19 protein-coding genes are annotated in these 21378 nt (G+C 72.4%); 9 read left to right on the top strand and 10 right to left on the bottom strand.

Translation table 11 applies throughout. The annotated features are described in order from the left end of the window. Positions 1 to 23: 23 nt before the first annotated feature. Positions 24 to 809, bottom strand: a complete 786-nt coding sequence (gene truA, locus FHG71_RS01530; protein WP_139079832.1) for a tRNA pseudouridine(38-40) synthase TruA — start codon at positions 807 to 809, stop codon at positions 24 to 26. 117 nt (positions 810 to 926) lie between these two features. Between truA and FHG71_RS01525 the strand changes: the two genes are divergently transcribed. Then, positions 927 to 1622, top strand: coding sequence for a CDP-alcohol phosphatidyltransferase family protein (locus FHG71_RS01525; protein ID WP_139079831.1), 696 nt, complete (start codon positions 927 to 929; stop codon positions 1620 to 1622). On the opposite strand, the gene FHG71_RS01520 is transcribed toward FHG71_RS01525, so the two are convergent. Together FHG71_RS01520 and ileS are read right to left on the bottom strand one after the other, a co-directional pair. Next, positions 1619 to 2455 (bottom strand): DMT family transporter, encoded by an 837-nt coding sequence (locus FHG71_RS01520; RefSeq protein WP_139079830.1) that lies wholly within the window; start codon positions 2453 to 2455, stop codon positions 1619 to 1621. The genes FHG71_RS01525 and FHG71_RS01520 overlap by 4 nt on opposite strands. Before the next feature lie 3 nt (positions 2456 to 2458). Next, positions 2459 to 5467: an isoleucine--tRNA ligase gene (ileS, locus tag FHG71_RS01515; RefSeq protein ID WP_139080017.1), complete on the bottom strand. Its 3009-nt coding sequence runs from the start codon at positions 5465 to 5467 to the stop codon at positions 2459 to 2461. An 806-nt stretch (positions 5468 to 6273) separates the two neighbouring features. On the opposite strand from ileS, the gene FHG71_RS01505 reads away from it, so the two are divergent. Then, positions 6274 to 6453: a hypothetical protein gene (locus tag FHG71_RS01505; RefSeq protein ID WP_139079829.1), complete on the top strand. Its 180-nt coding sequence runs from the start codon at positions 6274 to 6276 to the stop codon at positions 6451 to 6453. Between the two features lie 37 nt (positions 6454 to 6490). Here the strand turns inward: FHG71_RS01505 and epmA are convergent, their stop codons facing one another. Beyond that, complete coding sequence (gene epmA, locus FHG71_RS01500) at positions 6491 to 7525, bottom strand: EF-P lysine aminoacylase EpmA (protein ID WP_139079828.1); 1035 nt, start codon at positions 7523 to 7525, stop codon at positions 6491 to 6493. Between the two features lie 132 nt (positions 7526 to 7657). On the opposite strand from epmA, the gene efp reads away from it, so the two are divergent. Next, complete coding sequence (gene efp / locus FHG71_RS01495; RefSeq protein ID WP_139079827.1) at positions 7658 to 8224, top strand: elongation factor P; 567 nt, start codon at positions 7658 to 7660, stop codon at positions 8222 to 8224. A gap of 56 nt (positions 8225 to 8280) precedes the next feature. On the opposite strand, the gene FHG71_RS01490 is transcribed toward efp, so the two are convergent. Then, complete coding sequence (locus FHG71_RS01490) at positions 8281 to 9717, bottom strand: M10 family metallopeptidase (protein ID WP_176559234.1); 1437 nt, start codon at positions 9715 to 9717, stop codon at positions 8281 to 8283. Between the two features lie 146 nt (positions 9718 to 9863). Next, the gene (locus tag FHG71_RS01485; protein WP_246045299.1) at positions 9864 to 11279 is read right to left on the bottom strand and encodes a KpsE/RkpR family capsule polysaccharide export protein; all 1416 of its coding nucleotides are present in this window, start codon (positions 11277 to 11279) and stop codon (positions 9864 to 9866) included. Positions 11280 to 11463: 184 nt separating this feature from the next. Between FHG71_RS01485 and FHG71_RS01480 the strand changes: the two genes are divergently transcribed. The 3 genes from FHG71_RS01480 (at position 11464) to FHG71_RS01470 (ending at position 14268) form a co-directional block, all read left to right on the top strand. Then, positions 11464 to 12207, top strand: a complete 744-nt coding sequence (locus FHG71_RS01480) for an SDR family oxidoreductase (RefSeq protein ID WP_139079825.1) — start codon at positions 11464 to 11466, stop codon at positions 12205 to 12207. 2 nt (positions 12208 to 12209) lie between these two features. Beyond that, a complete protein-coding gene (gene denD, locus FHG71_RS01475) occupies positions 12210 to 13187 on the top strand; it encodes a D-erythronate dehydrogenase (RefSeq protein ID WP_139079824.1) in 978 nt (325 codons plus the stop codon). 118 nt (positions 13188 to 13305) lie between these two features. After that, a complete protein-coding gene (locus FHG71_RS01470; RefSeq protein ID WP_139079823.1) occupies positions 13306 to 14268 on the top strand; it encodes a PRC-barrel domain-containing protein in 963 nt (320 codons plus the stop codon). Positions 14269 to 14303: 35 nt separating this feature from the next. Here FHG71_RS01470 and FHG71_RS01465 read toward each other — a convergent pair whose 3' ends face one another. The 3 genes from FHG71_RS01465 to mnmC2 are packed head-to-tail and all read right to left on the bottom strand — an operon-like array spanning position 14304 to position 16785. After that, on the bottom strand, positions 14304 to 15218 hold the full coding sequence (locus tag FHG71_RS01465) for a 2-hydroxyacid dehydrogenase (protein WP_139079822.1): 915 nt from the start codon (positions 15216 to 15218) through the stop codon (positions 14304 to 14306). Beyond that, positions 15215 to 16120 (bottom strand): DMT family transporter, encoded by a 906-nt coding sequence (locus FHG71_RS01460; RefSeq protein WP_139079821.1) that lies wholly within the window; start codon positions 16118 to 16120, stop codon positions 15215 to 15217. Before FHG71_RS01460 ends, FHG71_RS01465 begins: the two co-directional genes overlap by 4 nt. Continuing rightward, a complete protein-coding gene (mnmC2, locus tag FHG71_RS01455; protein ID WP_139079820.1) occupies positions 16117 to 16785 on the bottom strand; it encodes a tRNA (5-methylaminomethyl-2-thiouridine)(34)-methyltransferase MnmC2 in 669 nt (222 codons plus the stop codon). Before mnmC2 ends, FHG71_RS01460 begins: the two co-directional genes overlap by 4 nt. A gap of 51 nt (positions 16786 to 16836) precedes the next feature. Between mnmC2 and FHG71_RS01450 the strand changes: the two genes are divergently transcribed. The 3 genes from FHG71_RS01450 to FHG71_RS01440 all read left to right on the top strand — a co-directional run bounded on the left by FHG71_RS01450 (position 16837) and on the right by FHG71_RS01440 (position 20723). Next, positions 16837 to 17829: an NAD(P)/FAD-dependent oxidoreductase gene (locus tag FHG71_RS01450; RefSeq protein WP_139079819.1), complete on the top strand. Its 993-nt coding sequence runs from the start codon at positions 16837 to 16839 to the stop codon at positions 17827 to 17829. Positions 17830 to 18124: 295 nt separating this feature from the next. Further along, positions 18125 to 19783 carry a thiamine pyrophosphate-binding protein gene (locus FHG71_RS01445; protein WP_139079818.1) on the top strand — a complete coding sequence of 553 codons (1659 nt, stop codon included), beginning with the start codon at positions 18125 to 18127 and terminating at the stop codon, positions 19781 to 19783. 16 nt (positions 19784 to 19799) lie between these two features. Beyond that, the gene (locus FHG71_RS01440) at positions 19800 to 20723 is read left to right on the top strand and encodes a cation diffusion facilitator family transporter (protein WP_139079817.1); all 924 of its coding nucleotides are present in this window, start codon (positions 19800 to 19802) and stop codon (positions 20721 to 20723) included. Here FHG71_RS01440 and cobO read toward each other — a convergent pair. Further along, positions 20720 to 21343: a cob(I)yrinic acid a,c-diamide adenosyltransferase gene (gene cobO, locus FHG71_RS23325; RefSeq protein ID WP_176559250.1), complete on the bottom strand. Its 624-nt coding sequence runs from the start codon at positions 21341 to 21343 to the stop codon at positions 20720 to 20722. The two genes, FHG71_RS01440 and cobO, sit on opposite strands and share 4 nt — an antisense overlap. Positions 21344 to 21378: the final 35 nt, after the last annotated feature.

Here is a 21378-nt window from a genome sequence, read left to right as displayed (position 1 = left end):
ATGCCGCAGGGAGACGCGTCGTCCTACCGTCCTGTTGCGGCGGAACCGAACGGGTCCGGGTCATAGCTCGCATGGGTGAGGTAGAGCCCTTCGGGCGGTGCCACCGGCCCGCAGGCCGCGCGGTCGCGGGCCGCCAGCGCCTCGGCCATCCGTTCGGGCGCCCAGGCCCCGGCGCCCACGCGCTCCAGGCTGCCCACCAGGGAGCGGACCTGATTATGCAGGAAGCTCCGCGCGCGGGCGATGACATGGATCTCGGTGCCCTCCGGACCCTGGGCACGCCGCACCTCCAGCACGTCCAGCGTCCGCACGGGGCTGTCGGCTTGGCACATGGAGGAGCGGAAGGTCGTGAAGTCGTGCCGCCCGACCAGATGCGCCGCGCCTTCGGCCATCTCGGCCACGTCCAGCGGAAATCCAACGCGCCAGGCCCGTCCTTCTGACAGCACCAATGGCGCGCGGCGCTGGAGGATACGGTAAAGGTAGCCCCGTTCGCGCGCCGAGAAGCGGGCGTGCCAGTCATCGGCCACCCGCGCGCAGGCGGTCACGGCGACGGGATGCGGACGCAGGTGGAAGTTCAGGGCCTCGGACAGGCGGAACGGGTCCCAGTCCTTGCCCATGTCGCAATGGGCGACCTGCCCCCAGGCGTGCACCCCCGCGTCGGTCCGTCCCGCGGCCGCCACGTTGTGCGGGCCCGGGTCGAGCCGGGCGAGCGCCGCCTCGAGCGCGCCCTGCACCGAAGGCTGCCCGGCCTGCCGCTGCCAGCCGGCGAAGGGGGCACCGAAGTATTCGATCCTGAGCGCATAGCGAGGCATGGCAGGGGGGGTAGCCCCGAGACTTCGCGCTGGCAAGCCGCCCGGCCCGGAAAACCCCACCCGCCCGTTGCGTCCCCCCGCTTGCCCCATCCGCCCCGATGCGGCATCACGGACCGCATGACAGCCGCCCAAAAAGCCCTCGCCGTCCACTTCCTGACCGCCACCGGGGCCGTCTGGGCCATCCTCGCCATGCTCGAAGCCGTGCAGGAGGACTGGAGCATGATGTTCCTGTGGCTCCTCGTGGCGCTGTTCGTGGACGGGATCGACGGGCCGCTGGCGCGGAAATACGACGTGAAGACCCACGCGCCCGTCTTCGACGGCGTGCTGATGGATTTGGTGATCGACTACCTCACCTATGTCTTCGTCCCGGCCTATGCGCTGTTCCGGTCGGGGCTCATGGACGGCTGGACCGGGTGGTTCGGGATCATCATCATCACCTTCGCCTCGGCGCTGTATTTCTCCGACACGCGGATGAAGACCAAGGACAACAGCTTCTCGGGTTTTCCGGGCTGCTGGAACATGCTGGTCCTCGTGCTCTTCGCCTGGCAGCCCAACTTCTGGATCATCGTGGCGCTGGTGACGGTGCTGGCCGTGGCCATGTTCCTGCCCGTGAAGTTCGTCCACCCCGTGCGGACCGAGCGCTGGCGCGCCGTGACGCTGCCCATGGCCCTGGCCTGGGTGATCTTCGCGGGCTGGGCGGCCTGGGTGGACTTCCATCCGCAGTCCTGGGCCCAGTGGGGGCTGACGATCAGTTCCTTCTACCTGCTGGGCGCGGGCGCGGTGCAGCAGCTCGTCTACGGCCGGGACGGTTAAAGCCGGGTCAGCGCGACGCCCGCCACGATGAGTGCGACGGCGCTCCATTTGGGGCCGTCCATGCGCTCTCCGAAGGCCAGCCAGCCGATCAGAACGGCAAAAAGGATCGAGGTTTCGCGCAGAGCCGCCACGACGGCGATGGGGGCCAGGGTCATGGCCCAGATCGAGATCCCGTAGGCCCCGTAGGAGGCCGCCGCGCCTCCCGTGCCGAAGATCCAGTCCCGGGGGCGCCGGGGCACGGCGTCGGGCCCCTTCCAGGCCAGGATGGCCAGCGTGTAGAGCGCGCCCCCGCCGACGAAGATCCAGCCCACGTAGCCCACCGGCTCGCCCGACACCCGTGCGCCCAGTCCGTCTATCAGCGTGTAGCTCGCCGTGGCCAGTGCCGAGCCCAGCGCGAAGGGAAGGAGCCGCCGGTCCTCGCGCGAGGTGGCGACGCCCCGTGCCATCAGGAGGATGCCCAGGCCCAGGACGACGATGCCGGCGTATTCGCGTTCCGAGACCGCGTCGGGCAGCGCCGCCGCCCCTACCAGCGCCACCAGCATCGGCGCGGCACCCCGGGCGATGGGGTAGACGCGGCTCAGGTCGCCGCGCTCGTAGGCGAAGGTCAGGAAGCCTTTGTAGCACAGATGCGTGCAGGAGGCGGCGATGACCCAAGGCCAGGCGGCCGGGGCGATCGGCGGCCGCAGGAGGACCACCAGCACGCCGATGGCGACCTCGGCGACGCTGACGATGAGCATCGCCCCGATCTTGGAGGCCCCGACCTTTACCGCGGCGTTCCAGGCCGCGTGGAGAAAGGCGGCGAGGAGGACCGCCGCCAGAAGGCCTGGGCTCAAGACTCAGGCCGGGACGTTCAGCCCGGACAGCGCCTCGTCGCAGCGCGCGCAGGTGTGGGGGTGCGGGTGCGTCCCCACGTCCGGCAGGATCTTCCAGCAGCGCTGGCACTTCTCGCCCCCGGCTTCGGCGAAGATCACGGCCACGTCCGGCACGTCCGGCAGGCGGAAGGCGTCGGCGGGCGCGGGGGCGGTCGTGACCGCGATGCCGGAGGTGATGCAGAGGTCATCGAAGGCGACGCCCTGCAGCGCCTGCCCCAGTGCTTCGGAGACGTGGACGGTCGGTGCGGCCTCCAGCGACGCGCCGATGACCTTGGCGGTGCGCTGCTTTTCCAGGGCGCCGGTGACCACGCGGCGGGCGGCGCGGATCGCGTGCCATTTCCGGGCCAGCGCCTCGTCGCGCCAGTCCTTCGGCGTCTCGGGGAAGTCGCGGAGATGCACCGAGGAGTCCTCGCCCCCGTGACGCTCCAGCCAGACCTCCTCCATCGTGAAGACGAGGATCGGGGCGAGCCAGGTGGTCAGGCGGTCGAAGAGATGGACGAGGACCGTGCGCGCGGCGCGGCGGCGGGGCGTGTCGCCGTCGCAGTAGAGCGTGTCCTTGCGGATGTCGAAGTAGAAGGCCGACAGGTCCACGGTCGCGAACTCGAATACCGCGCGGAAGACGCCCTGGAAGTCGTAGACCGCGTAGCCGCTGCGCACGACCTCGTCCAGCTCGGCCAGGCGGTGCAGGACCCAGCGCTCCAGCTCGGGCATCTGGGCCTGCTCGACCATGTCGGCCTCGGTCACGTCGCCGAGGCTGCCCAGCAGGAAGCGCATCGTGTTGCGCAGGCGGCGGTAGCTGTCCGCGGTGCCCTTGAGGATCTCGGGGCCGATGCGGAGGTCGGCGGTGTAGTCCGACTGCGCGACCCAGAGGCGGAGGATGTCGGCGCCGTAGTCCTTGGTCACCTGACCGGGGGCTACGGTGTTGCCCAGCGACTTGGACATCTTCATGCCCTTCTCGTCGAGCGTGAAGCCGTGGGTCAGGACGCCCCGGTAGGGCGCGCGGCCGATGGTGCCGCAGGCCTGGAGCATGGAGGAGTGGAACCAGCCGCGGTGCTGGTCGGTGCCTTCGAGGTAGAGGTCCGCGAGGCCGTCCTCGCTCCCGTCCGGGCGGTCGCGCAGGACGAAGGCGTGGGTGCTGCCGGAGTCGAACCACACGTCGAGGATGTCGAAGACCTGATCGTAGGCCTCGGCGTCCACAAGGTTGCCCAGGACCCGCTCCTTGAAGCCGTCCGTGTACCAGACGTCCGCGCCCTCGGCCTCGAAGGCGGCGGTGATGCGGGCGTTCACCTCCTCGTTGCGCAGGAGGAAGTCCGGGTCGGTGGGCTTGGACCCCTTCCTGACGAAGCAGGTGAGCGGCACGCCCCAGGCGCGCTGGCGCGACAGCACCCAGTCGGGGCGGGCCTGCATCATGGAATGCAGGCGGTTGCGGCCCGAGACGGGGGTGAAGGTGACGAGCGCCTCGATGGACTTGAGGGCGCGCTGGCGGATCGTGTCGCCGTGCTGGCCCTTGCCGTCCGAGAGCGGCTTGTCGATCGCCGCGAACCACTGGGGGGTGTTGCGGTAGATCAGCGGGGCCTTGGAGCGCCAGCTATGCGGATAGCTGTGCTTGAGCTTGCCCTTGGCGAAGAGGCCGCCGCTCTGTGCCAGCGCCTTGATGACGCTGACGTTGGCGGGGCCTTCCTTGCCTTCGGCCGTGATGATGTGCTGGCCGCCGAAGAAAGGCAGGTCGGCGCGGTAGGAGCCGTCCTCCATGACGTTGTAGGTCATGGGGAGGCCGAACTTCAGCCCGAGCTGGTAGTCGTCGTCGCCGTGGGAGGGCGCGGTGTGGACGAAGCCGGTGCCCGCGTCCTCGGTCACGTGCTCGCCGGGGAGGAGGGGGACGTCATAGTCCCATTCGCCGTTCGCGCCATCGAGGCCCCGGAAGGGGTGGGCGAGGGTCAGGGCCTGAAGCTCCTCGGCCGAGACGTCGCCCTCGCGGCGCACGTTCTCCGGGGCCAGCTTCGCCTGGGCAAAGACGGACCCGGCCAGGGCGTCGGCGACGATCACGCGCTCGGAGGAGGCGGGAGCGGCGTCGGTGGCCGGGCGGGTGACCTCGTAGACGCCATAGGCAATGGAAGGGCCGAAGGCGACCGCCCGGTTTTGCGGGATCGTCCAAGGCGTTGTCGTCCAGATCAGGACGGACGCACCGGAAAGGTTCGTGTTCAGCTCGGCGCCGAACAGGACCCTGGTCGGTCCCTGATTGTGGAAGGGCTGGTCCGGAAGCCGGTACCCGTAGGGAGCGTCCACGACCGGGAACCGCACCCAGATCATGTGCGAGGTCACGTCCTGATACTCGACCTCGGCCTCGGCCAGCGCCGTCTTCTCGACGGGGGACCACATGACCGGCTTGGAGCCCTGGTAGAGGCTGCCGTTCATGAGGAACTTCATGAACTCGCCGGCGATCACCGCCTCGGCGTGGAAGTCCATCGTGAGGTAGGGGTCGGCCCAGTTGCCAGTGATGCCCAGGCGCTTGAACTCCTCGCGCTGGATCTCGACCCAGGACTCGGCGAACTTGCGGCATTCCTGCCGGAAGGCGACCACGTCCACCTCGTCCTTGTCGAGGCCCTTGGCGCGGTACTGCTCCTCGATCTTCCACTCGATGGGGAGGCCGTGGCAGTCCCAGCCGGGGATGTAGCGGGCGTCCTTGCCCATCATCTGCTGGGACCGGACCACCATGTCCTTGAGGACCTTGTTGAGCCCGTGGCCGATGTGCAGGTGGCCGTTCGCGTAGGGCGGGCCGTCGTGCAGCGTGAAGGGGGCGCGGCCCTCGGCCTTGGCCCGCAGCCGGTCGTAGACGCCGATCCTTTCCCAACGGGCGAGCCACTGGGGCTCGCGCTCCGGGAGGCCCGCCCGCATGGGGAAGGCCGTCTCGGGGAGGTTCAGCGTGCCCTTGTAGTCGGGGGCGGGGGTCTCGGTCACGGTGTCGGGGGACATGGGGGGCTCTCCCTGCGGTCGCAGGGTCTTTAGGGGAAGAGACGGCGAGGGTCCAGCATGGCTTGACAGGACGTGATTTTCCGCTTCGCCCGGCGGCGTCTCGGGCGTCTCGGGCGTCTCGGGCGTCTCGGGCGTCTCGGGCGTCTCGGGCGTCTCGGGCGTCGGGGCGGCGTCGGGGATCAGGCCCCGCGCCCGGAGGCGGGCCGCGCGGGCGGGGTCGCGGGCGTCGTCCTCGGCGGCAAGGTCGGGGTGGTCGCGGCGGAGATACCACGGCACGAAGGGCCGCTCGGGGTGGTCGGGGAAGTGGTAGCCCAGGGCCTCCCAGTCCGCGCGCAGGGTCCAGTTGCGGGCGACCTGGGCCTCCCATTCGGGGTCGCGGATGCGGCGCGGGGCGGGGACGGTCGAAAGGGCGTCGAAGGGCATGGGCGGGGTCCGTGGCTGGCTTGCCCCCAGGTTGCCGGACAGAGGTTAACGATTCCTTCGACCACCGAACGGTCCTCCCCCGGTTCGCGCAACACCCCGCGGGCGGGTCCTCGGGGCGGCCGGGCGGGTTGACCCAAGGGGCGGATGGGCTATTCTTGCGGCCTCTGCCGAGGAGTTCCGTGTCGTGGACAAGTCCGCCTGATCGCCTGAATGGCCAGAAGCCGCCGCGCCCCCGACGGGATGCGGCCCGTCCCACGTCCCTCCCGAGGAGTGCCCTGCCGATGGACAGCCTGCGCTAGCCGCCCGTGTGGCGGCTTGCGGGCGTCCGGGCGCGCGACGCCCCACGCCCGCCTTCCCGCTCTCTCCAGCACGAAGGCAGACCCATGACCGACAAGCCCATCTTCCACCCGAAGCCGGGGCGGATCGACTTCGCCCGCCCGCCCGGCCCCAAGGCCACGCCGCCGCGCGGCTTCGACCCCTCGACGCTGGGCCACTGGCACGGCGGTCCCAAGGGGCCCAAGGGCAAGCCCATGCAACTGCCCCGGAAGTCCGGGAGCCGTTGAGCCCTTCGCGCGCCCCGGTTCGCCGGGGCGCATTTCCTCAGGGCACCGGCGCCCAGATCACCTCGTCGATGCGGGGGGCGCCGGTCGCCAGCATCACCAGACGGTCGAAGCCCAGGGCGATGCCACTGGCGGGCGGCATATGGGCGAGGGCGGCGAGGAAGTCCTCGTCGAGGGGGTAGGTCTCGCCGTAGACCCTCTGCTTTTCCGACATCTCGATCTCGAAGCGGCGGCGCTGCTCCTGCGGGTCGGTGAGCTCGCCGAAGCCGTTGGCCAGTTCGACCCCGCAGGCGTAGAGCTCGAAGCGCTCGGCCACGCGGGGGTCGTCGGGGGCCTTGCGGGCGAGCGCGGCCTCGGCGGAGGGGTAGCGGTCGAGGATCGTGGGGCGGCCGTGGCCGAGATGGGGCTCGACGCGGGTGGTCAGGATCTTGGACAGGATGTCGGACCAGGTGTCGTCGGGGGAGGTGGCCTCTCCGGCGGCGTGGGCCTGCTGGCGGAGGCTGTCCGCGTCGGGCGTGCCGTCGGGGCGGAGCGTGGCGAGGAGGTCGATGTTGGCGTGGGCCGCGAAGGCCTCGGCGACCGACAGGCGCTCGGGCTCCTGATGCGGGTCGCAGGTGCGGTCGCGGAAGCGGAGGAGCGTGGCCCCGGCGGTGTCGGCGGCTAGGCGGAGGATCGCGGCGCAGTCGTCCATCAGCGCCTCGTAGGGGGCGCCGGCCCGATACCATTCGAGCATGGTGAACTCGGGGTGGTGGAGGGGGCCGCGCTCGCGGTTGCGCCAGACATGGGCGAAGCTGAACAGGCGCGTCTCGCCGGCGGCGAGGAGCTTCTTGAGCGCGAATTCGGGGGAGGTGTGGAGGTAGCGCGGCGCGGGCTGGCCGTCGTTGCCGATGGCGGTCGTGGCGAAGGCGTGGAGATGCGCCTCGTTGCCCGGCGAGGACTGGAGGCCGGAGGGGTCGGCCTCGACGAAGCCCTGCGCGTCGAACCAGCCGCGCAGGCGCGACTGGAGGCGGTTGCGGGCGAGAAGGAGGGGGCGGCGGGTGTCGTGCCGCGCGGGGGTCCACCAGGGGTCTGTCATGGCGCGCTCCTCTGGCGCAAATGGGCGCGATGCGCTAGGGGGCGGGGCGATTCAGGTCCCCATGCGGCGACCGGACATCCCTGACCTTTGGCGGCCCCCGAGGGGCTGCCCCAACCGCCAAGGACCATATTCGTGAAAGTCATCGCCTCCTCGCTCCGCAAGGGCAACGTTCTCGAGATCGACGGCAAGCTTTACGCCGTGATGACCGTGTCGAACTTCCACCCCGGCAAGGGCACGCCCACGACCTCGGCCGACCTGCGCCGGCTGTCGGACGGCGTGAAGGTCAGCGAGCGCTGGCGCACCGTCGAGCAGGTGGAGCGCGTCAACGTGGACGAGCGGGAGTACGACTTCCTGTACGAGGACGGCGAGGGCTTCCACTTCATGCAGCCCGAATCCTACGAGCAGATCGCCGTGGCCGCCGACATGATCGGCGAGGACAAGGTCTACCTGCAGGAAGGGATGCGCGTGTTCCTCAAGACCTACGAGGGCGTCGCGGTGGGGATCGAGTACCCGCAGAAGATCACCGTCGAGATCACCAAGACGGAGCCGGTCGTGAAGGGCCAGACGGCGTCGTCGTCCTACAAGCCGGCGATGACGGCGAATGGCATCCGCGTCATGGTGCCGCCGCATATCGGCGTGGGGACGCGGGTCGTCATCAACACCGAGGACAACTCGTACCAGGGCCGCGCGCAGGACTGAGCCGCGGTTTCGCCGGGACGAAGGAAAGGGCGCCCCCCGCGGGCGCCCTTCGCCTGTCAGACGATCACGAGGTCGTCGAGGAGCGCGGCCTTGCCGATGCCCCAGAGCGCGAGGCCGCCCCGGTCCCAGTCGAAGACGAGGTGGTCGTCCACCGTCCGGGCCGCCGCGATCACCTGACGCGCTGTGAGGCCGCCGCCCCAGAGCGCGTCGTCGAGCTGGAGCCTGTCCCGGTCGTCCTGGAAGCCCATCACCCGGTCGGTGCCGGGCGCCGCGTCCAGCACGAAGACGTCGGCCCCCGATCCGCCGCGCAGCACGTCCGTCCCGACGCCGCCGATCAGCCGGTCGTCGCCGTCGCCCCCCAGGAGACTGTCGTTGCCGGCCCCGCCGAGCAGGCGGTCCGCCCCCTCGCCGCCGTCGAGGTGGTCGTTACCGGTCCCGGCGAGGAGCTGGTCGCGGCCCACCTGGCCTTCGAGCCGGTCGCCGCCGCGCCCGCCGTCGAGCCGGTCGTCGCCGCCCAGGCCCCGCAGCGTGTCATGGCCCGCGCCGCCCAGGAGCCGGTTGGCGGCGGCGTTGCCCGTCACGCGGTCGTCGCCCGCGCCGGCCACGACGTCCTCGATGACCGTGCCACGGGCGATGGCGAGGTTCTTGCGGCCGTCGCCCACGTCCGAGAACGTTCCGGGCCGGAGGTTGATCCGCTGGTCCTTGACGGCCCAGCCCAAGTCCAGGCGGTCGTGGCCGCCCTCGTCGTAGAAGGTGATGGCGATGTCCGACCCCCAGAGGAGCCGGTCGTCGGGCTGGTCCCCGGTCACGGCGCCCATGAGCCGGCCGAACCAGGTCTCGGTGGCCATGCCCCGGCCCCAGAGGGTGTCGCCGGCGGTGATTCCGCCCCGCGGCGCGCCGTAGAGGCTCTGGATCGCCACGATGTCCGCCAGCATCGGCGTGACCTCGTAGGCCTCGGTCGCGGGGTCGGTCGGGTTGTCGAACCCCCGGAAGAAGTAGGACATGACCGACAGGCTCGTGCTGTCGTTGGCGAAGACGGCGTCGCGGGGATAGACGGCATCGCCGTCGTAGGGGCCCTGGTGGCCCAGGCCCAGGGCGTGGCCGAGCTCGTGCAGGGCGACGAAGTAGGCGTAGCTGTCCAGCGTCGTGCCTTCGTCCAGCGTGTCCGGGCCGATGTTCACCTTGGCGAGGGTCGCGAGGTTCCCCTGAAGTCCGGTCGCCTCGGCCCAGCCGCCGGGCTCGGCGTCGTCGAAGACGATCTGCGCCGCGCCGCGGGCCACCTCGTGGAAGTCGATGTCGGCCACCGTCTCCCAGGCTTCCATCGCGGCGCGGGCGAGGCGCTGGACCGGTCCCGTCAGGCCGGACAGGTCGACCCCGATGACCGTGGTCCCGGCGGAGCCGTCGTCGAAGCTGCGCCAGTCCTCGTCGTAGTCGGCCCAGTGGCCGTGGGTGAGGTAGCGGGCAAGCTGGTCGAGGGTGCCGATGGGCAGCATGGAAGCTCCGGGGCGCGCGGTGGGGATCGGGATCGGGAGTGGGGCGGCCGGCCAGCCGCGCCGCATCGCACGAAGGTCTGGGGAGCCGCGCCCCGCCGGCCACGCCCGCGCGGGGCGCGGGCCGATCGGGCGCGCGGCGGAGCGCCCTAGCGGCGGTCCTTGAGGGCGTAGGCGCCCAGCGTCAGCACCATCCAGCTCAGCGCGGCGAAGAGGAGCGTGAGCAGCGTCGTGCTCCAGCGCTGGGGATACTCGGCGCGCTCGGCCAGCGTGGGCTGCACATGGGCCGCGAGGTAGCGCGACTGCCGGCGCCCCTCGGCCAGGGCCGAGTCGTAGGCCGCCAGCGCCGCGAGATAGGTGCGCTCCGCGAACTCCTGGTCCACGGCCAGCCGCTCGTATTCGCCCACGAGGTCGGCGAAAGCCTCGCCCGAGGGGCCGAGGCCCGGCGCGGCGTCAGAGTCGCGGCCGAGGCCGAGCTTCTGGCGCTCCTCGGCCATGCGCGCCTCGATCACGCCGACGCGGGCCTGGATCTGCTCCACGCGCGGGTCGTCCTCGCTGGCGGAGTCGCGCAGGAGGTCGAGCTCGATCAGGGCCTGGGCGAGCTGGCCTTCGAGCTCGTTGAGGAGGCCCATCTGGCCCTGGAGCGCGGTGGCGGGGTCGACGATCTGCGTCTCGTTGCGGAAGCGGGTCACCGCCTCGCGCGCGATCTTGAGGCGTTCGAGGGCCTCGTCGAGCTCGTCGCGGGCGAAGCGGGTGGTGTCGTCCACCGCGATGTCGCTGAGGCGGTTGATGAGGGCCTGCGATTCCTCGTAGATCGCGTCCGCGATGGCCTGGGCGTCGCGGGGGTCGAAGGCCTGCACCTGCACATCGAGAAGGCCCGTGGCGCTGTCGAGGTAGACCGAGACCATGCGGTTCCAGTGGTCGTGGAGATCCTCGATCGTGCCGGGGGGATGGTAGGCGAAGATCGGGTCCCGCCCGGGGTCGCCCTTGGCCCAGAGCGCGCGGAGGTCGAGCCGGGCGTCCACGGCCGCCACGATCTCGCGCGACTGGATGAAGCGGTAAAGGATGTCGGTGTCCTTGGAGGAGGACGTCGCGCCCAGCGCGGCGAGGCCCCCCAGGAGGTCGGAGGCCGAGGACATGTCCTCGGTGCGGACGGAGAAGCCCACCTCGGAGGCGAAGCGGGGCGCGGCGCGGTCCCACAGGTACCAGCCGGTGACGCCGGTGGGCAGCGCCACGAGGAGCGCGAAGCTGAGGGCCACGCCCCAGTGCCGGCCGCGCACCACGGCGGCGCCCACGGCCGGGCGGGGCGGGGCGGCGGGGGGCGGCTCCGCGGCGGGGGGTACCGGGGGGGCCACCTCGGCAGGGGGAGCGGCGGCGGCCTGCGCCTGGGCGGCGGCCTCCTGCGCGCGGCGGACGCGGCGGGCGCGGCGGGCCTCCAGCTCCTCGGCGGACAGGACGGCGGTCTTGCGGACGGCGGGAGGCGCGTCGGGGACCGCGGGCTGTGGCTGGGGCGAGTCGGAGGAGCCTGGCGGGGTCATGGTCACCTGGTCGGACTGGACGTTCATGGTCCTGCGGGGATCGCCGGGCCGGCCTGGGGCCGCCGGGACGGGATGGATCTCGATATGGGACTCTAACGGGCCGCGGCCAGCTTGACCAGACGGACGCCCCGGCCGCCTCGCGGCGGCGTCATCGCCCCTGTCGCGCACCGTGGCGGGTGCGCTAGGGTGCGGGCAACGAGGGAGGCGCGACGTGGCACAGGCAGGGGTGGCGGTCGTCACCGGGGCGGGGACGGGCGTAGGGCGGGCGGTGGCCCGGACCTTGGCGGGGGCGGGCTGGCGGGTGGCCTTCGTGGGCCGGCGCGGGGCGCTGCTGGAGCAGGCGGTGGCCGAGGCGGGCGGGGGGCTGGCGCTGCCCTGCGACATCACGGACCCCGCGCAGGTGGAGGCGATGGTCGCGCGGGTCGTGGCGGAATGGGGGCGGCTGGACCTGCTGTTCAACAACGCGGGCCGGGGCTTCAAGGCGGCGACCATCGACGAGACGCCGGTGGAGGAATGGCTGGACGTCGTGGCGGTGAACCTGACGGGGAGCTTCCTCTGCGCCCGCGCGGCCTTTGCGCAGATGCGGCGGCAGGAGCCCATGGGCGGGCGGATCGTCAACAACGGATCGGTGAGCGCGCAGGCGCCGCGTCCGGGCTCGGTGGCCTATACGGCGACGAAGCACGCGATCACGGGGCTCACGAAGTCGCTGTCGCTGGACGGGCGGCCCTTTGACATCGCCTGCGGGCAGATCGACATCGGCAACGCCCTGACCGAGATGGCGCAGGCGATGACCGTGGGCGTGCCGCAGGCGGACGGCAGCGTCCGGGCCGAGCCCACCATCGACCCTCAGGCGGTGGCGGACGCGGTGCTCTACATGGCGGGGCTGCCGCTTTCGGCCAACGTGCCGTTCATGACGGTGATGGCGACCAAGATGCCGCTGGTGGGGAGGGGCTGACGATGCGGATTCTGGTGACCGGCGCGGCCGGGATGATCGGGCGGAAGCTCGTGCAGCGGCTGCTGGAGGACGAGGCGCTGGGCGGGCGGGCGCTGGAGGCGCTGGTGCTGCACGACGTGGTGCGGCCGGAGGCCGATTCGCCGATGGTGACGGCGCTGGAGGGGGACCTGTCGGCGCCCGGCGCGGCGGAGGCGCTGGTGGCCCATCGGCCGGACGTGATCGTGCATCTGGCGGGCGTGGTGTCGGGCGAGGCCGAGGCAGACTTCGACAAAGGCTACCGCGTGAACCTCGACGGCACGCGGGCGCTGCTGGACGCGGTGCGGCAGGCGGGGCTGCACCCGCGCGTGGTCTTCGCCTCGTCCGAGGCGGTCTTCGGGGGGCCGTTCCCCGACGTGATCCCCGACGACTTCGCGCCGGTGCCGCTGACCTCCTATGGCGGGCAGAAGCTGATGGGGGAGATCCTCGTCAACGACCTGAGCCGGCGGGGCATGATCGACGGGGTGTCGATCCGCTTTCCGACCATCTGCGTGCGGCCGGGCAAGCCCAACCGGGCGGCCTCGGGCTTCTTCTCGGGCATCATCCGGGAGCCGCTGGTCGGCCTGCCCGCCGTGCTGCCGGTGCCGCGCGGGGTGGTGCACACGATGGCGAGCCCGCGCGCGGCGGTGGGGTTCGTCCTTCATGCGGCGACGATGGACACGGGGCCGCTTGGCGGGCGCCGGGCGGTGATCCCGCCGGGGGTGGCGGTGTCGGTGGGCGAGGAGATCGAGGCGCTGCGGCGGGTCGGGGGCGAGAGGGCGGTAGCGCTGATCGAGGAGCGGCCCGATCCGGCGGTCTGGGCCATCGTGCAGACCTGGGCCAAGGCCTTCGAGGCCCGGCGCGGGCGGGAGCTGGGCTTCGTGGCCGAGGACAGCTTCGACGAGATCCTGCGGGTGCACATCGAGGACGAGCTGGGCGGGCGGGTGCCGGTGGCGGAGGGCTAGGGGAGGCCTCACGAAACCGGGAGAAAAGGGGTCGATCGGGCGGGACGGGCGTTGTCCCCCCATCAGGCGCTGCGGCTTGCCGGCCGCGAGGCGCCATCCGAATTCGTGGAGACCTGTTATGCGGACGATTCAGAACCCCCTTCTCGCCACGGCTGCCGTGGCCCTTCTGCCGACCCTGGCCCTGGCGCAGGATGTGGCGCCGGACGCCGGAGCCGCCGTGGAACTGCCGGTGGACACCGTGGAGACCGAGGAGGCCACCATCTTCGAGACCGATCCGGCGACGGGCGCCGCCGTCGAGGGCGAGGCCGGAATGACGGAGATAGCCCAGGACGACATGTCGATGGACGTGACGGGCGTGGAGGCGACCTCGGCCGCGCAGGAGCCCATGGACCTGTCGACCTGGACCTATGACGACCTCTACGCCACGGGCATCAGCATCAACGAGATGATGGGCACCGACGTCTACGGGCCCGAAGGCGACGACATCGGCGATGTGCAGAACGTGCTGTTCGACATGGACGGGCAGGTGCTGTCGGTGGTCGCCTCGATCGGCGGCTGGCTCAACCTCGGCGACACCCACGTGAACATCCCCTGGGAGATGATCTCGTCCGAGAACTGGAGCGACGGCATCGTCATTCCCTTCACCGAGGATGAGGTGGACGACTACGTCGCGACCACCGAGCAGGTGAACGGCATGGTCGTCGCGAGCGAGGACGTGGCCGAGGTCGGCGGCGACGGGCCGGGCGTGGTGGAGACCGGCCCGAACGTCTGGCGGGCGACGGATCTCCTCAACAACAGCGCGCGGCTGCGCGAGGGGGAGGCCTATGCCGACTACGGCACCATCAGCGACATGGTCGTGATGGACGGGCGGATCGCGGCCGTGCTGGTGAACGCCACGGGCGGCATGGTCGGCACGACGGCGGACGGCACGTCCGGCACGGGGCTCTACGGCTATCCCTATGCCGGTCAGGCGGGCTGGACCCGCGGCGCGGACGGGACGGCGGGCACCTATGACATGCCCTATGACCGCGCGCAGGCCGAGATGATCCAGCCCTTCGATCCGGCGATGCTGGCGGACTGAGCGGGCGTCCCGCGCCCCTTCGGGGGCGCGGGGTCCTAGACCGGGCTGACCAGCGGCCGGCCCGCAAAATGGGCCGCGAGGTTGTCGAGGACCATCCGGGACATCGCGTCCCGGGTGTCCTGCGTGGCGCTGCCGACATGCGGCGTCACGATCAGGTTCGGGCAGGCGAGAAGGCGCGGGTCGGGGCGCGGCTCGTTCCACATCACGTCGAGCGCGGCCCCGCCGAGGCGGCCCGCCGTCAGCGCCTCGATTAGGGCGGGCTCGTCCACCACGGAGCCGCGGGCGACGTTGACGAGGAGGCCCTCGGGGCCCAGCGCGTCCAGCACCTCCCGGTTCACCATGCCCTTCGTCTCGGGGCCGCCGGGGACGATCACGAGAAGGATGTCGCTGCGCCCGGCGAGGCTCGCGAGCGTGGGCTCGTAGGCATGGGGGACGGGCTTCGGGTGCCGCGAATGGTACGCGATGCGGAGGCCGAAGGCTTCGGCGCGCCGCGCGACGGCGGTGCCGATGGTGCCGAGGCCGAGGATGCCCAGCGTCCGGCCCGCGAGCGCGCGGCCCAGGGGGAACTCGGCCTGTCCCCAGGCGCCGGAGCGGACATGGGCGTCCAGGGCGGGGAGCTGCTTCCAGCCGGCGAGGAGGAGCATCATCGCCACGTCCGCGACCTCGTCCGCCAGCGCCGGGGCGGGGTTGGTGAGCGGGATGCCGCGGGCGGCCAGCGCCGCGCGGTCGATGCCTTCGAGGCCCGCCGAGCCGGACGCGACAAGGGCGAGATCGGGCAGGCGCGCGATCTGGTCGGCGGTCAGGCCCTTGTGCCCGTCGGTGACGACCGCCGCGATGCGGGCGCCGACGGAGGCGAGGTCGGCGTCGGGGCCGTGGACCTCGTAGGTCGATTCGAGCTGGGCCTGCCGGGCGGGCGCGAGGGGCTGGAGGCAGAGGATGGCGGGCTTCATGCGGGCTCCTTGAGGCGGCGGACGCGCTCGCGCCAGAGGGTGAAGAGGCCGGCGGCGACCACCAGGGCCGCGCCGACGACGGTGGTGGGGTGCAGCGCCTCGCCGAAGATCGTGACGCCCAGGATCGAGGCGAAGACGAGCTGGAGGTAGGCGAAGGGCTGGACGGTCGAGGCCTCGGCCACGTCGTAGCACTTGATGAGCAGCCAGTGGCCGGTGATGGCCATGCCGCTGAGCAGCACCATCAGCGCCCAGTTGGCGGCGGACATCGGCTCCCAGTGGAACATCCCCACGGCGGTCATGGCGACGGCGCCGGCCACGCCGGTCCAGAAGAAGCTGGTGGCGGCGCTGTCGCGGCGCCCGGCGAAGCGGGTGAGCAGGCTGTAGAGCGCGAACATCAGCGCGCCCGCGAGCGCGATCAGCCCGCGCGGGTCGAAGACGGCGACGCCGGGGCGCAGGATGACGAGGATGCCCAGAAAGCCCACGCCGATGGCGGCCCAGCGCCGCCAGCCGACCTTTTCGCCCAGCACCGGGCCGGAGAGCGCGGCGACGAGGAGCGGGCAGGCGGCGAAGAGCGCGTGGCTCTGCGCGAGGCCCAGGATGGTGAAGGCGTAGACGGTCACGCAGATCTCGGCCACGAGGAGAACGGCGCGGACGATCTGGAGGAGAGGCTGGGAGGTCGCGGCGGCGGCGCGGACCGAGCCCTGCTGGGCGCGGGCCATCGCGACCACGAAGGCCGCGAAGAACCAGAAGCGGACCATGACCACCATGTAGACGTTGGTCGCCTCGGCCAAGTGGCGCGAAAGCCCGTCCTGGAGTGAGAAGATCACGGTGGTGAGGACCATCAGCGCGATGCCCAGGCGCGAATCGTTGCGCTGGGCGGGGACGGCGGTCGTGGCGGTCATGCGGGGGCCCTTCCCACGGTCATGTGGCGCTTGGTGCCGAAGCCGGGGCGGCGCTCGACCTGAAGGCCCGCCTCGGCCAGGGCGCGGCGGACGTGGCCGGCGGCGGTGTAGGTGGCGAGCGTCCCGCCGGGGGCGAGCCGGCCCGCGACGGCCTGGAGGAGCGGGGGCTCCCACATCTCGGGGTTCTTGGCGGGGGAGAAGCCGTCGAGGAAGGCGGCGTCGGCGCGGCCGGGCCAGGCGGGGAGCGTGGCGCGCGCGTCGCCCTCGATGAGGGTCAGGGTGACGGGGCCGAAGGTCCAGGGGCCGGGGGCCGTCAGGGCCCGCGCGAGCTCGGCGGCCTCGGGCGCGATCTCGGGGAAGGCCGCCAGCGCCCGGGCGCGGTCGGGGGCGGCCATGGGGAAGGCCTCGAAGCTGGTGTAGTGGAGGGGGCCCGGAGCCTGCGCCTCGCGGTGGGCGCGCAGCGTCACGAGGAAGTTGAGGCCGGTGCCGAAGCCCAGCTCCAGGATGGAGAATCCGGGGCGGAAGCGTGCGGGCAGGTCGTTGCCCGCGAGGAAGACGTGATGCGTCTCCGCGAGGCCCCCCTGCAGCGAGAAGTAGGGGTCGTCGAAGCGGCGGGAGACGGGGATGCCGTCGCGCCAGTCGAGGGGGGCGGGCTGGTCCGGCATGGCCGTCCGTGGTTTCAGGGTCGGGCGGGACCATGGGCGGAGGGCCGGGGAATGGCAAGGATCGACGTGACCGTGCGGGGGGCGGGGGTGCTTGGCCTGGCGGTGGCGTTCTCCTGCGCCGAGCGGGGCGCGCGGGTGCGGGTGATCGATCCGGGCGGCGTTGGCGCGGGGGCGAGCGGGGGCCTCGTGGGGGCGCTGTCGCCGCACGCGCCCGAGGGCTGGGACGAGGGCAAGGCGCTGCAACTGGAATCCTTGCGGATGCAGGAAGGGTTCTGGGCGCGGGTGCGCGAGGCGGGGGGCGGGGACGCCGGGTTCGCGCGGACCGGGCGGCTGATGCCGGTCGCGGACGAGAAGGGCGCGGAGGTCGCGCGGCGGCGAGGGGAGGCGGCGCGGGAGTTGTGGGGGGGCGCGGGCGCCTGGGAGGTGGTCCCGGCGCCCGAGGACTGGAGGCCGGTGGCGCCGCTGGGCCTCGTGGTGCGCGACACGCTGGCGGCGCGGGTGGCGCCCCGGCGGGGGCTGGCGGCGCTGGTCGCCGCGGTCCGGGCGCAGGGCGGCGAGGTGCTGCGCGAGGGCGAGGAGGAAGGGGCCGTCCTGCGCGCGACCGGCGTGGCCGGGCTGGACGGCGCGGGAGTGAAGGGGCAGGCGGCGCTGCTGGCGTTGCCGGGCGTTGCGGACTGCCCGCAGGTCTATGCGGGGGGCGTCTACGTGGTGCCGCACGCCGACGGGACGGTGGCGGTGGGGTCCACGGCCGAGAAGGAGTGGACGGACCCCACGGGCACGGACGAGAGGCTGGACGCGGTGATCGCCAGGGCCCGCGCGCTGGTCCCGGCGCTGGGGGACGCGCCGGTGGTCGAGCGATGGGCGGCGGTGCGGCCGCGCGCGGGCTCGGGCGCGCTGTGGCTGGGGCGCGATCCGAAGGGAGGGTTCGTGGCGAACGGGGGGTTCCGCACAGGCTTCGGGATGGCGCCGCTGGTGGGGCGGATGATGGCGGATCTGATGCTGGAAGGGCGCGACGCGATCCCGGCAGGGTGGCGGGCCGGCTGAGCGGCCTTGGGCCCTCCGTCCGCGTCCCTTGCGGTCAGAGGGCCCCCTGTCCTGGCGTGGCTCCCGTCCCGGTCTGCCGCCGGGTTCCCCTGTGCGGGCGCCTTTCGCCGTTGCGCCGGGCCCGGGGTGCCTGTCTTCCCCGGGTGCCTTGCCATGACGTGGGGTGATTGTGGCGAATGGTGGGAAGAGGTTCGGCATTTTGCGGATCGCTTCGTCAGGGTGGGGCGGGGCGAGCCGGCTTGCCTCTGTCCGGCGCGCGGACCAAGGTGCCGCCGACCGGACAAAGGGGGCCTTCATGCGGCACGGCGGACGTATCCTGGCGGACCAGTTGAGGGCGCACGGCGTGCGGCGGGTGTTCTCGGTGCCCGGCGAGAGCTTCCTTGCGGTGCTGGACGGGTTGCACGAGGGCGGGATCGCCAATGTCGTCTGCCGGCAGGAGGGCGGCGCGGCCATGATGGCCGAGGCGCAGGGCAAGATGACCGGCGCGCCGGGGATTTGCTTCGTCACGCGGGGCCCGGGGGCGACCAACGCGGCGGCGGGCGTCCATGTGGCGCGGCAGGATTCGACGCCGATGATCCTGTTCATCGGGCAGATCGAGACCGGGCACCGCGACCGCGAGGCGTTCCAGGAGGTGGATTTCCGCGCGATGTTCGGGCCGCTGGCCAAATGGGTGGCCGAGATCGACCGCACCGAGCGCATCCCCGAATACGTGGCCCGCGCCTTTGCCGTGGCGACCTCCGGGCGGCCGGGGCCGGTGGTGCTGGCGCTGCCCGAGGACGTGCTGAGCGCCGAGGCGGAGGTGCCGGACCGGCCGGGGCCCCTGGCCCGCCGCACGGGCGACCTGTCGGAACCCGCCCGCGAGGCGCTGGAGGCGCTGCGGGGGGCCGAGAGGCCGCTCGTGGTCGTGGGCGGGCCGCACTGGTCGGCCGAGGCGGCATCGGACCTCGCCCGCTTTGCGGAGGTGCAGGGGCTGCCCGTCGCCTGCGCCTTCCGGCGGCAGGACTACATGGACAACCGGCACCCCCATTACGTGGGCGACCTGAACGTGGGCATCTCGCCGCGGCTCGCGAAGCGGCTGCGCGAGGCGGACGCCCTTCTGGTGCTGGGATCGCGGCTGGGGGACATCGCGACGGGGGGCTACGCCCTGCTGGACCCGCGGGCGCACGGCAAGCGGCTGGTCCATGTCCATCCCGACCCCGACGAGCCGGGGCGGGTCTGGGCCACGGACCTTGCGGTGACGGCCGAGGCGCCGGCCTTCGTGAAGGCGCTGGCCGCGCTGCCGCCCCTGGGCGAGGGCTGGGCCGAGGGGACGCGGGCGGCGCGGGCCGACTACGAATGGTGGCACAGCCCGCAGGAGACGCCCGGCGCGGTCCGGCAGGAGGAGGTGATCCGCTGGCTGTCGGACAACCTGCCCGAGGACGCCATCCTGACCAACGGGGCGGGCAACTTCGCGGCCTTCCTGCACCGCTACTTCACCTACAAGGGGTATCGCACGCAGCTTGCCCCCACCTCGGGGAGCATGGGCTACGGGTTCCCGGCGGCGGTGGCGGCGTCGCTGGAGCATCCGGGCCGCGCGGTGGTCTGCCTCGCGGGGGACGGCGATTTCCAGATGACGCTGAACGAGATGAGCACCGCTGTGCAGCACGGGGCGACGCCGGTCGTCGTGGTGATGAACAACGGCCGCTACGGCACGATCCGCATGCACCAGGAGCGGACCTATCCGGGGCGGGTGTCGGGGACGGACCTAGTGAACCCGGACTATGCGGCGCTGGCACGGGCCTATGGCGGGCACGGGGAACTGGTGACGCGGGGCGAGGACTTTCCCGGAGCTTTCGAGCGGGCGCGGGCGGCGGGGACGGTGGCGATCATCGAGTGCCGGGTAGATGGGGAGGCGCTGACACCGAGCCAGACGCTGACGGCGGCCCGGGAGCAGGGGATGCGGGCGCGGGCCTGACCGGGGGGCGAGACGCATGGCGCAGCACGGGCACGACCATGGCCATGGCCATGGTCACGGGCATGGGGGCGGCCACGGTCCTTCGCACGCCCATGGGGCGAGCGAGCGGGCGCTGGGGGTGGCGGCGCTGCTGACCGGCACCTTCCTGGTGGCCGAGGTCGTGGGGGGCCTCGTGTCGGGGTCGCTCGCGCTGCTGGCGGACGCGGGGCACATGCTGACGGACGTGGCCTCGCTGGTGCTGGCCTGGGTGGCGCTACGGCTGGCGCGGCGGCCCGCGACGTGGAAGCGGACCTACGGCTTCGACCGGCTGAGCGTGCTCGCGGCCTTCGTCAACGGGCTGGCGCTGTTCGTCATCGCCGTCTGGATCGCCGTCGAGGCCTGGGAGCGGCTGCGGGACCCGGGCCCGGTGCTGGGGGGTGTCATGCTCTGGATCGCGCTGGGGGGCCTGGTGGTCAACATCGCGGCCTTCTGGGTGTTGACGCGGGGCGGGCCGGGCAACCTGAACCTGCGCGCGGCGGCGCTGCACGTGGCGGGGGACCTGCTGGGGTCCGTCGCGGCGCTGGGAGCGGCGCTGGTGATCCTTGGGACTGGCTGGACGCCCATCGACCCGCTGCTGTCGGTCCTGGTGGCGCTGATCCTGCTGCGCTCGGCGTGGCGCGTGGTGGCCGAGAGCGGGCACATCCTGCTGGAAGGCGCGCCCGCCGGGTTCGACGCGCGCGAGGTGGCAGCCGACCTGACGGCGCAGGTGCCCGGCGTCGCGCGCGTCCACCATGTCCACGCCTGGTCCATCACCGAGGAGCGCCCCATGGTGACGCTGGAGGCCGAGGCCGCGCCGGGGGCCGACCCGCGGGCCGTGCGGCGGGCGCTGAAGGCGCGGCTGCGCGACCGCTGGGCCGTGGGCCACGCCACCGTCGAGGTGGACGAGGCCGGGGAGGCCTAGAACTCCACGCCCGCCTGCGCCTTCACGCCCGAGCGGAACGGGTGCTTGACCAGCTCCATCTCGGTCACGAGGTCGGCCTGCTCGATCAGGCGGTCGGCGGCGTTGCGGCCCGTCAGGACGACATGGGTCGTGGGGGGCTTCTCGTCGCGCAGGAAGGTGAGCACCTCGTCGAGCGGGATGTAGTCGTAGCGCAGGGCGATGTTGATCTCGTCGAGGAGAACCATGCGGTTCGCCGGGTCGCGGATCAGCTCCTTGGCCTTGTCCCAGGCCTTGGTCGCGGCGGCGATGTCGCGGGCGCGGTCCTGGGTCTCCCAGGTGAAACCCTCGCCCATGGCGTGGAACTCGCAGAGGTCGGAGAAGTGCGCCTGGATCAGGTCGCGTTCCCCGGTGTGCATCGCGCCCTTGATGAACTGCACGACCGCGCAGTGCATCCCGTGGGCGATGCAGCGGAAGATCATGCCGAAGGCGGCCGAGGACTTGCCCTTGCCCTTGCCGGTGTGGACGATCACGAGGCCGCGCTCCTCGGTCTTGCTGGCCATGATCTTGTCGCGCGCGGCCTTCTTCTTGGCCATCTTCTGCGCGTGGCGGGCGTCGTCGGTCTCGGGGGTGGTGTCGTCCATGGGGGTCGCTCTCTTCTCGAACCAGACGGAGGTGG

The organism is Rubellimicrobium roseum (assembly GCF_006152145.1).
Classification (GTDB): Bacteria; Pseudomonadota; Alphaproteobacteria; order Rhodobacterales; family Rhodobacteraceae; genus Rubellimicrobium; species Rubellimicrobium roseum.
This window is presented reverse-complemented; position numbering and strand designations above follow the sequence as displayed.

Coding starts and splice junctions, on each gene's coding strand:
- truA (WP_139079832.1), bottom strand. CDS start 809: ATGCCTCGCTATGCGCTCAGGATCGAATACTTCGGTGCCCCCTTCGCC.
- FHG71_RS01525 (WP_139079831.1), top strand. CDS start 927: ATGACAGCCGCCCAAAAAGCCCTCGCCGTCCACTTCCTGACCGCCACC.
- ileS (WP_139080017.1), bottom strand. CDS start 5,467: ATGTCCCCCGACACCGTGACCGAGACCCCCGCCCCCGACTACAAGGGC.
- FHG71_RS01505 (WP_139079829.1), top strand. CDS start 6,274: ATGACCGACAAGCCCATCTTCCACCCGAAGCCGGGGCGGATCGACTTC.
- epmA (WP_139079828.1), bottom strand. CDS start 7,525: ATGACAGACCCCTGGTGGACCCCCGCGCGGCACGACACCCGCCGCCCC.
- FHG71_RS01490 (WP_176559234.1), bottom strand. CDS start 9,717: ATGCTGCCCATCGGCACCCTCGACCAGCTTGCCCGCTACCTCACCCAC.
- FHG71_RS01485 (WP_246045299.1), bottom strand. CDS start 11,279: ATGAACGTCCAGTCCGACCAGGTGACCATGACCCCGCCAGGCTCCTCC.
- denD (WP_139079824.1), top strand. CDS start 12,210: ATGCGGATTCTGGTGACCGGCGCGGCCGGGATGATCGGGCGGAAGCTC.
- FHG71_RS01470 (WP_139079823.1), top strand. CDS start 13,306: ATGCGGACGATTCAGAACCCCCTTCTCGCCACGGCTGCCGTGGCCCTT.
- FHG71_RS01465 (WP_139079822.1), bottom strand. CDS start 15,218: ATGAAGCCCGCCATCCTCTGCCTCCAGCCCCTCGCGCCCGCCCGGCAG.
- FHG71_RS01460 (WP_139079821.1), bottom strand. CDS start 16,120: ATGACCGCCACGACCGCCGTCCCCGCCCAGCGCAACGATTCGCGCCTG.
- mnmC2 (WP_139079820.1), bottom strand. CDS start 16,785: ATGCCGGACCAGCCCGCCCCCCTCGACTGGCGCGACGGCATCCCCGTC.
- FHG71_RS01450 (WP_139079819.1), top strand. CDS start 16,837: ATGGCAAGGATCGACGTGACCGTGCGGGGGGCGGGGGTGCTTGGCCTG.
- FHG71_RS01445 (WP_139079818.1), top strand. CDS start 18,125: ATGCGGCACGGCGGACGTATCCTGGCGGACCAGTTGAGGGCGCACGGC.
- FHG71_RS01440 (WP_139079817.1), top strand. CDS start 19,800: ATGGCGCAGCACGGGCACGACCATGGCCATGGCCATGGTCACGGGCAT.
- cobO (WP_176559250.1), bottom strand. CDS start 21,343: ATGGACGACACCACCCCCGAGACCGACGACGCCCGCCACGCGCAGAAG.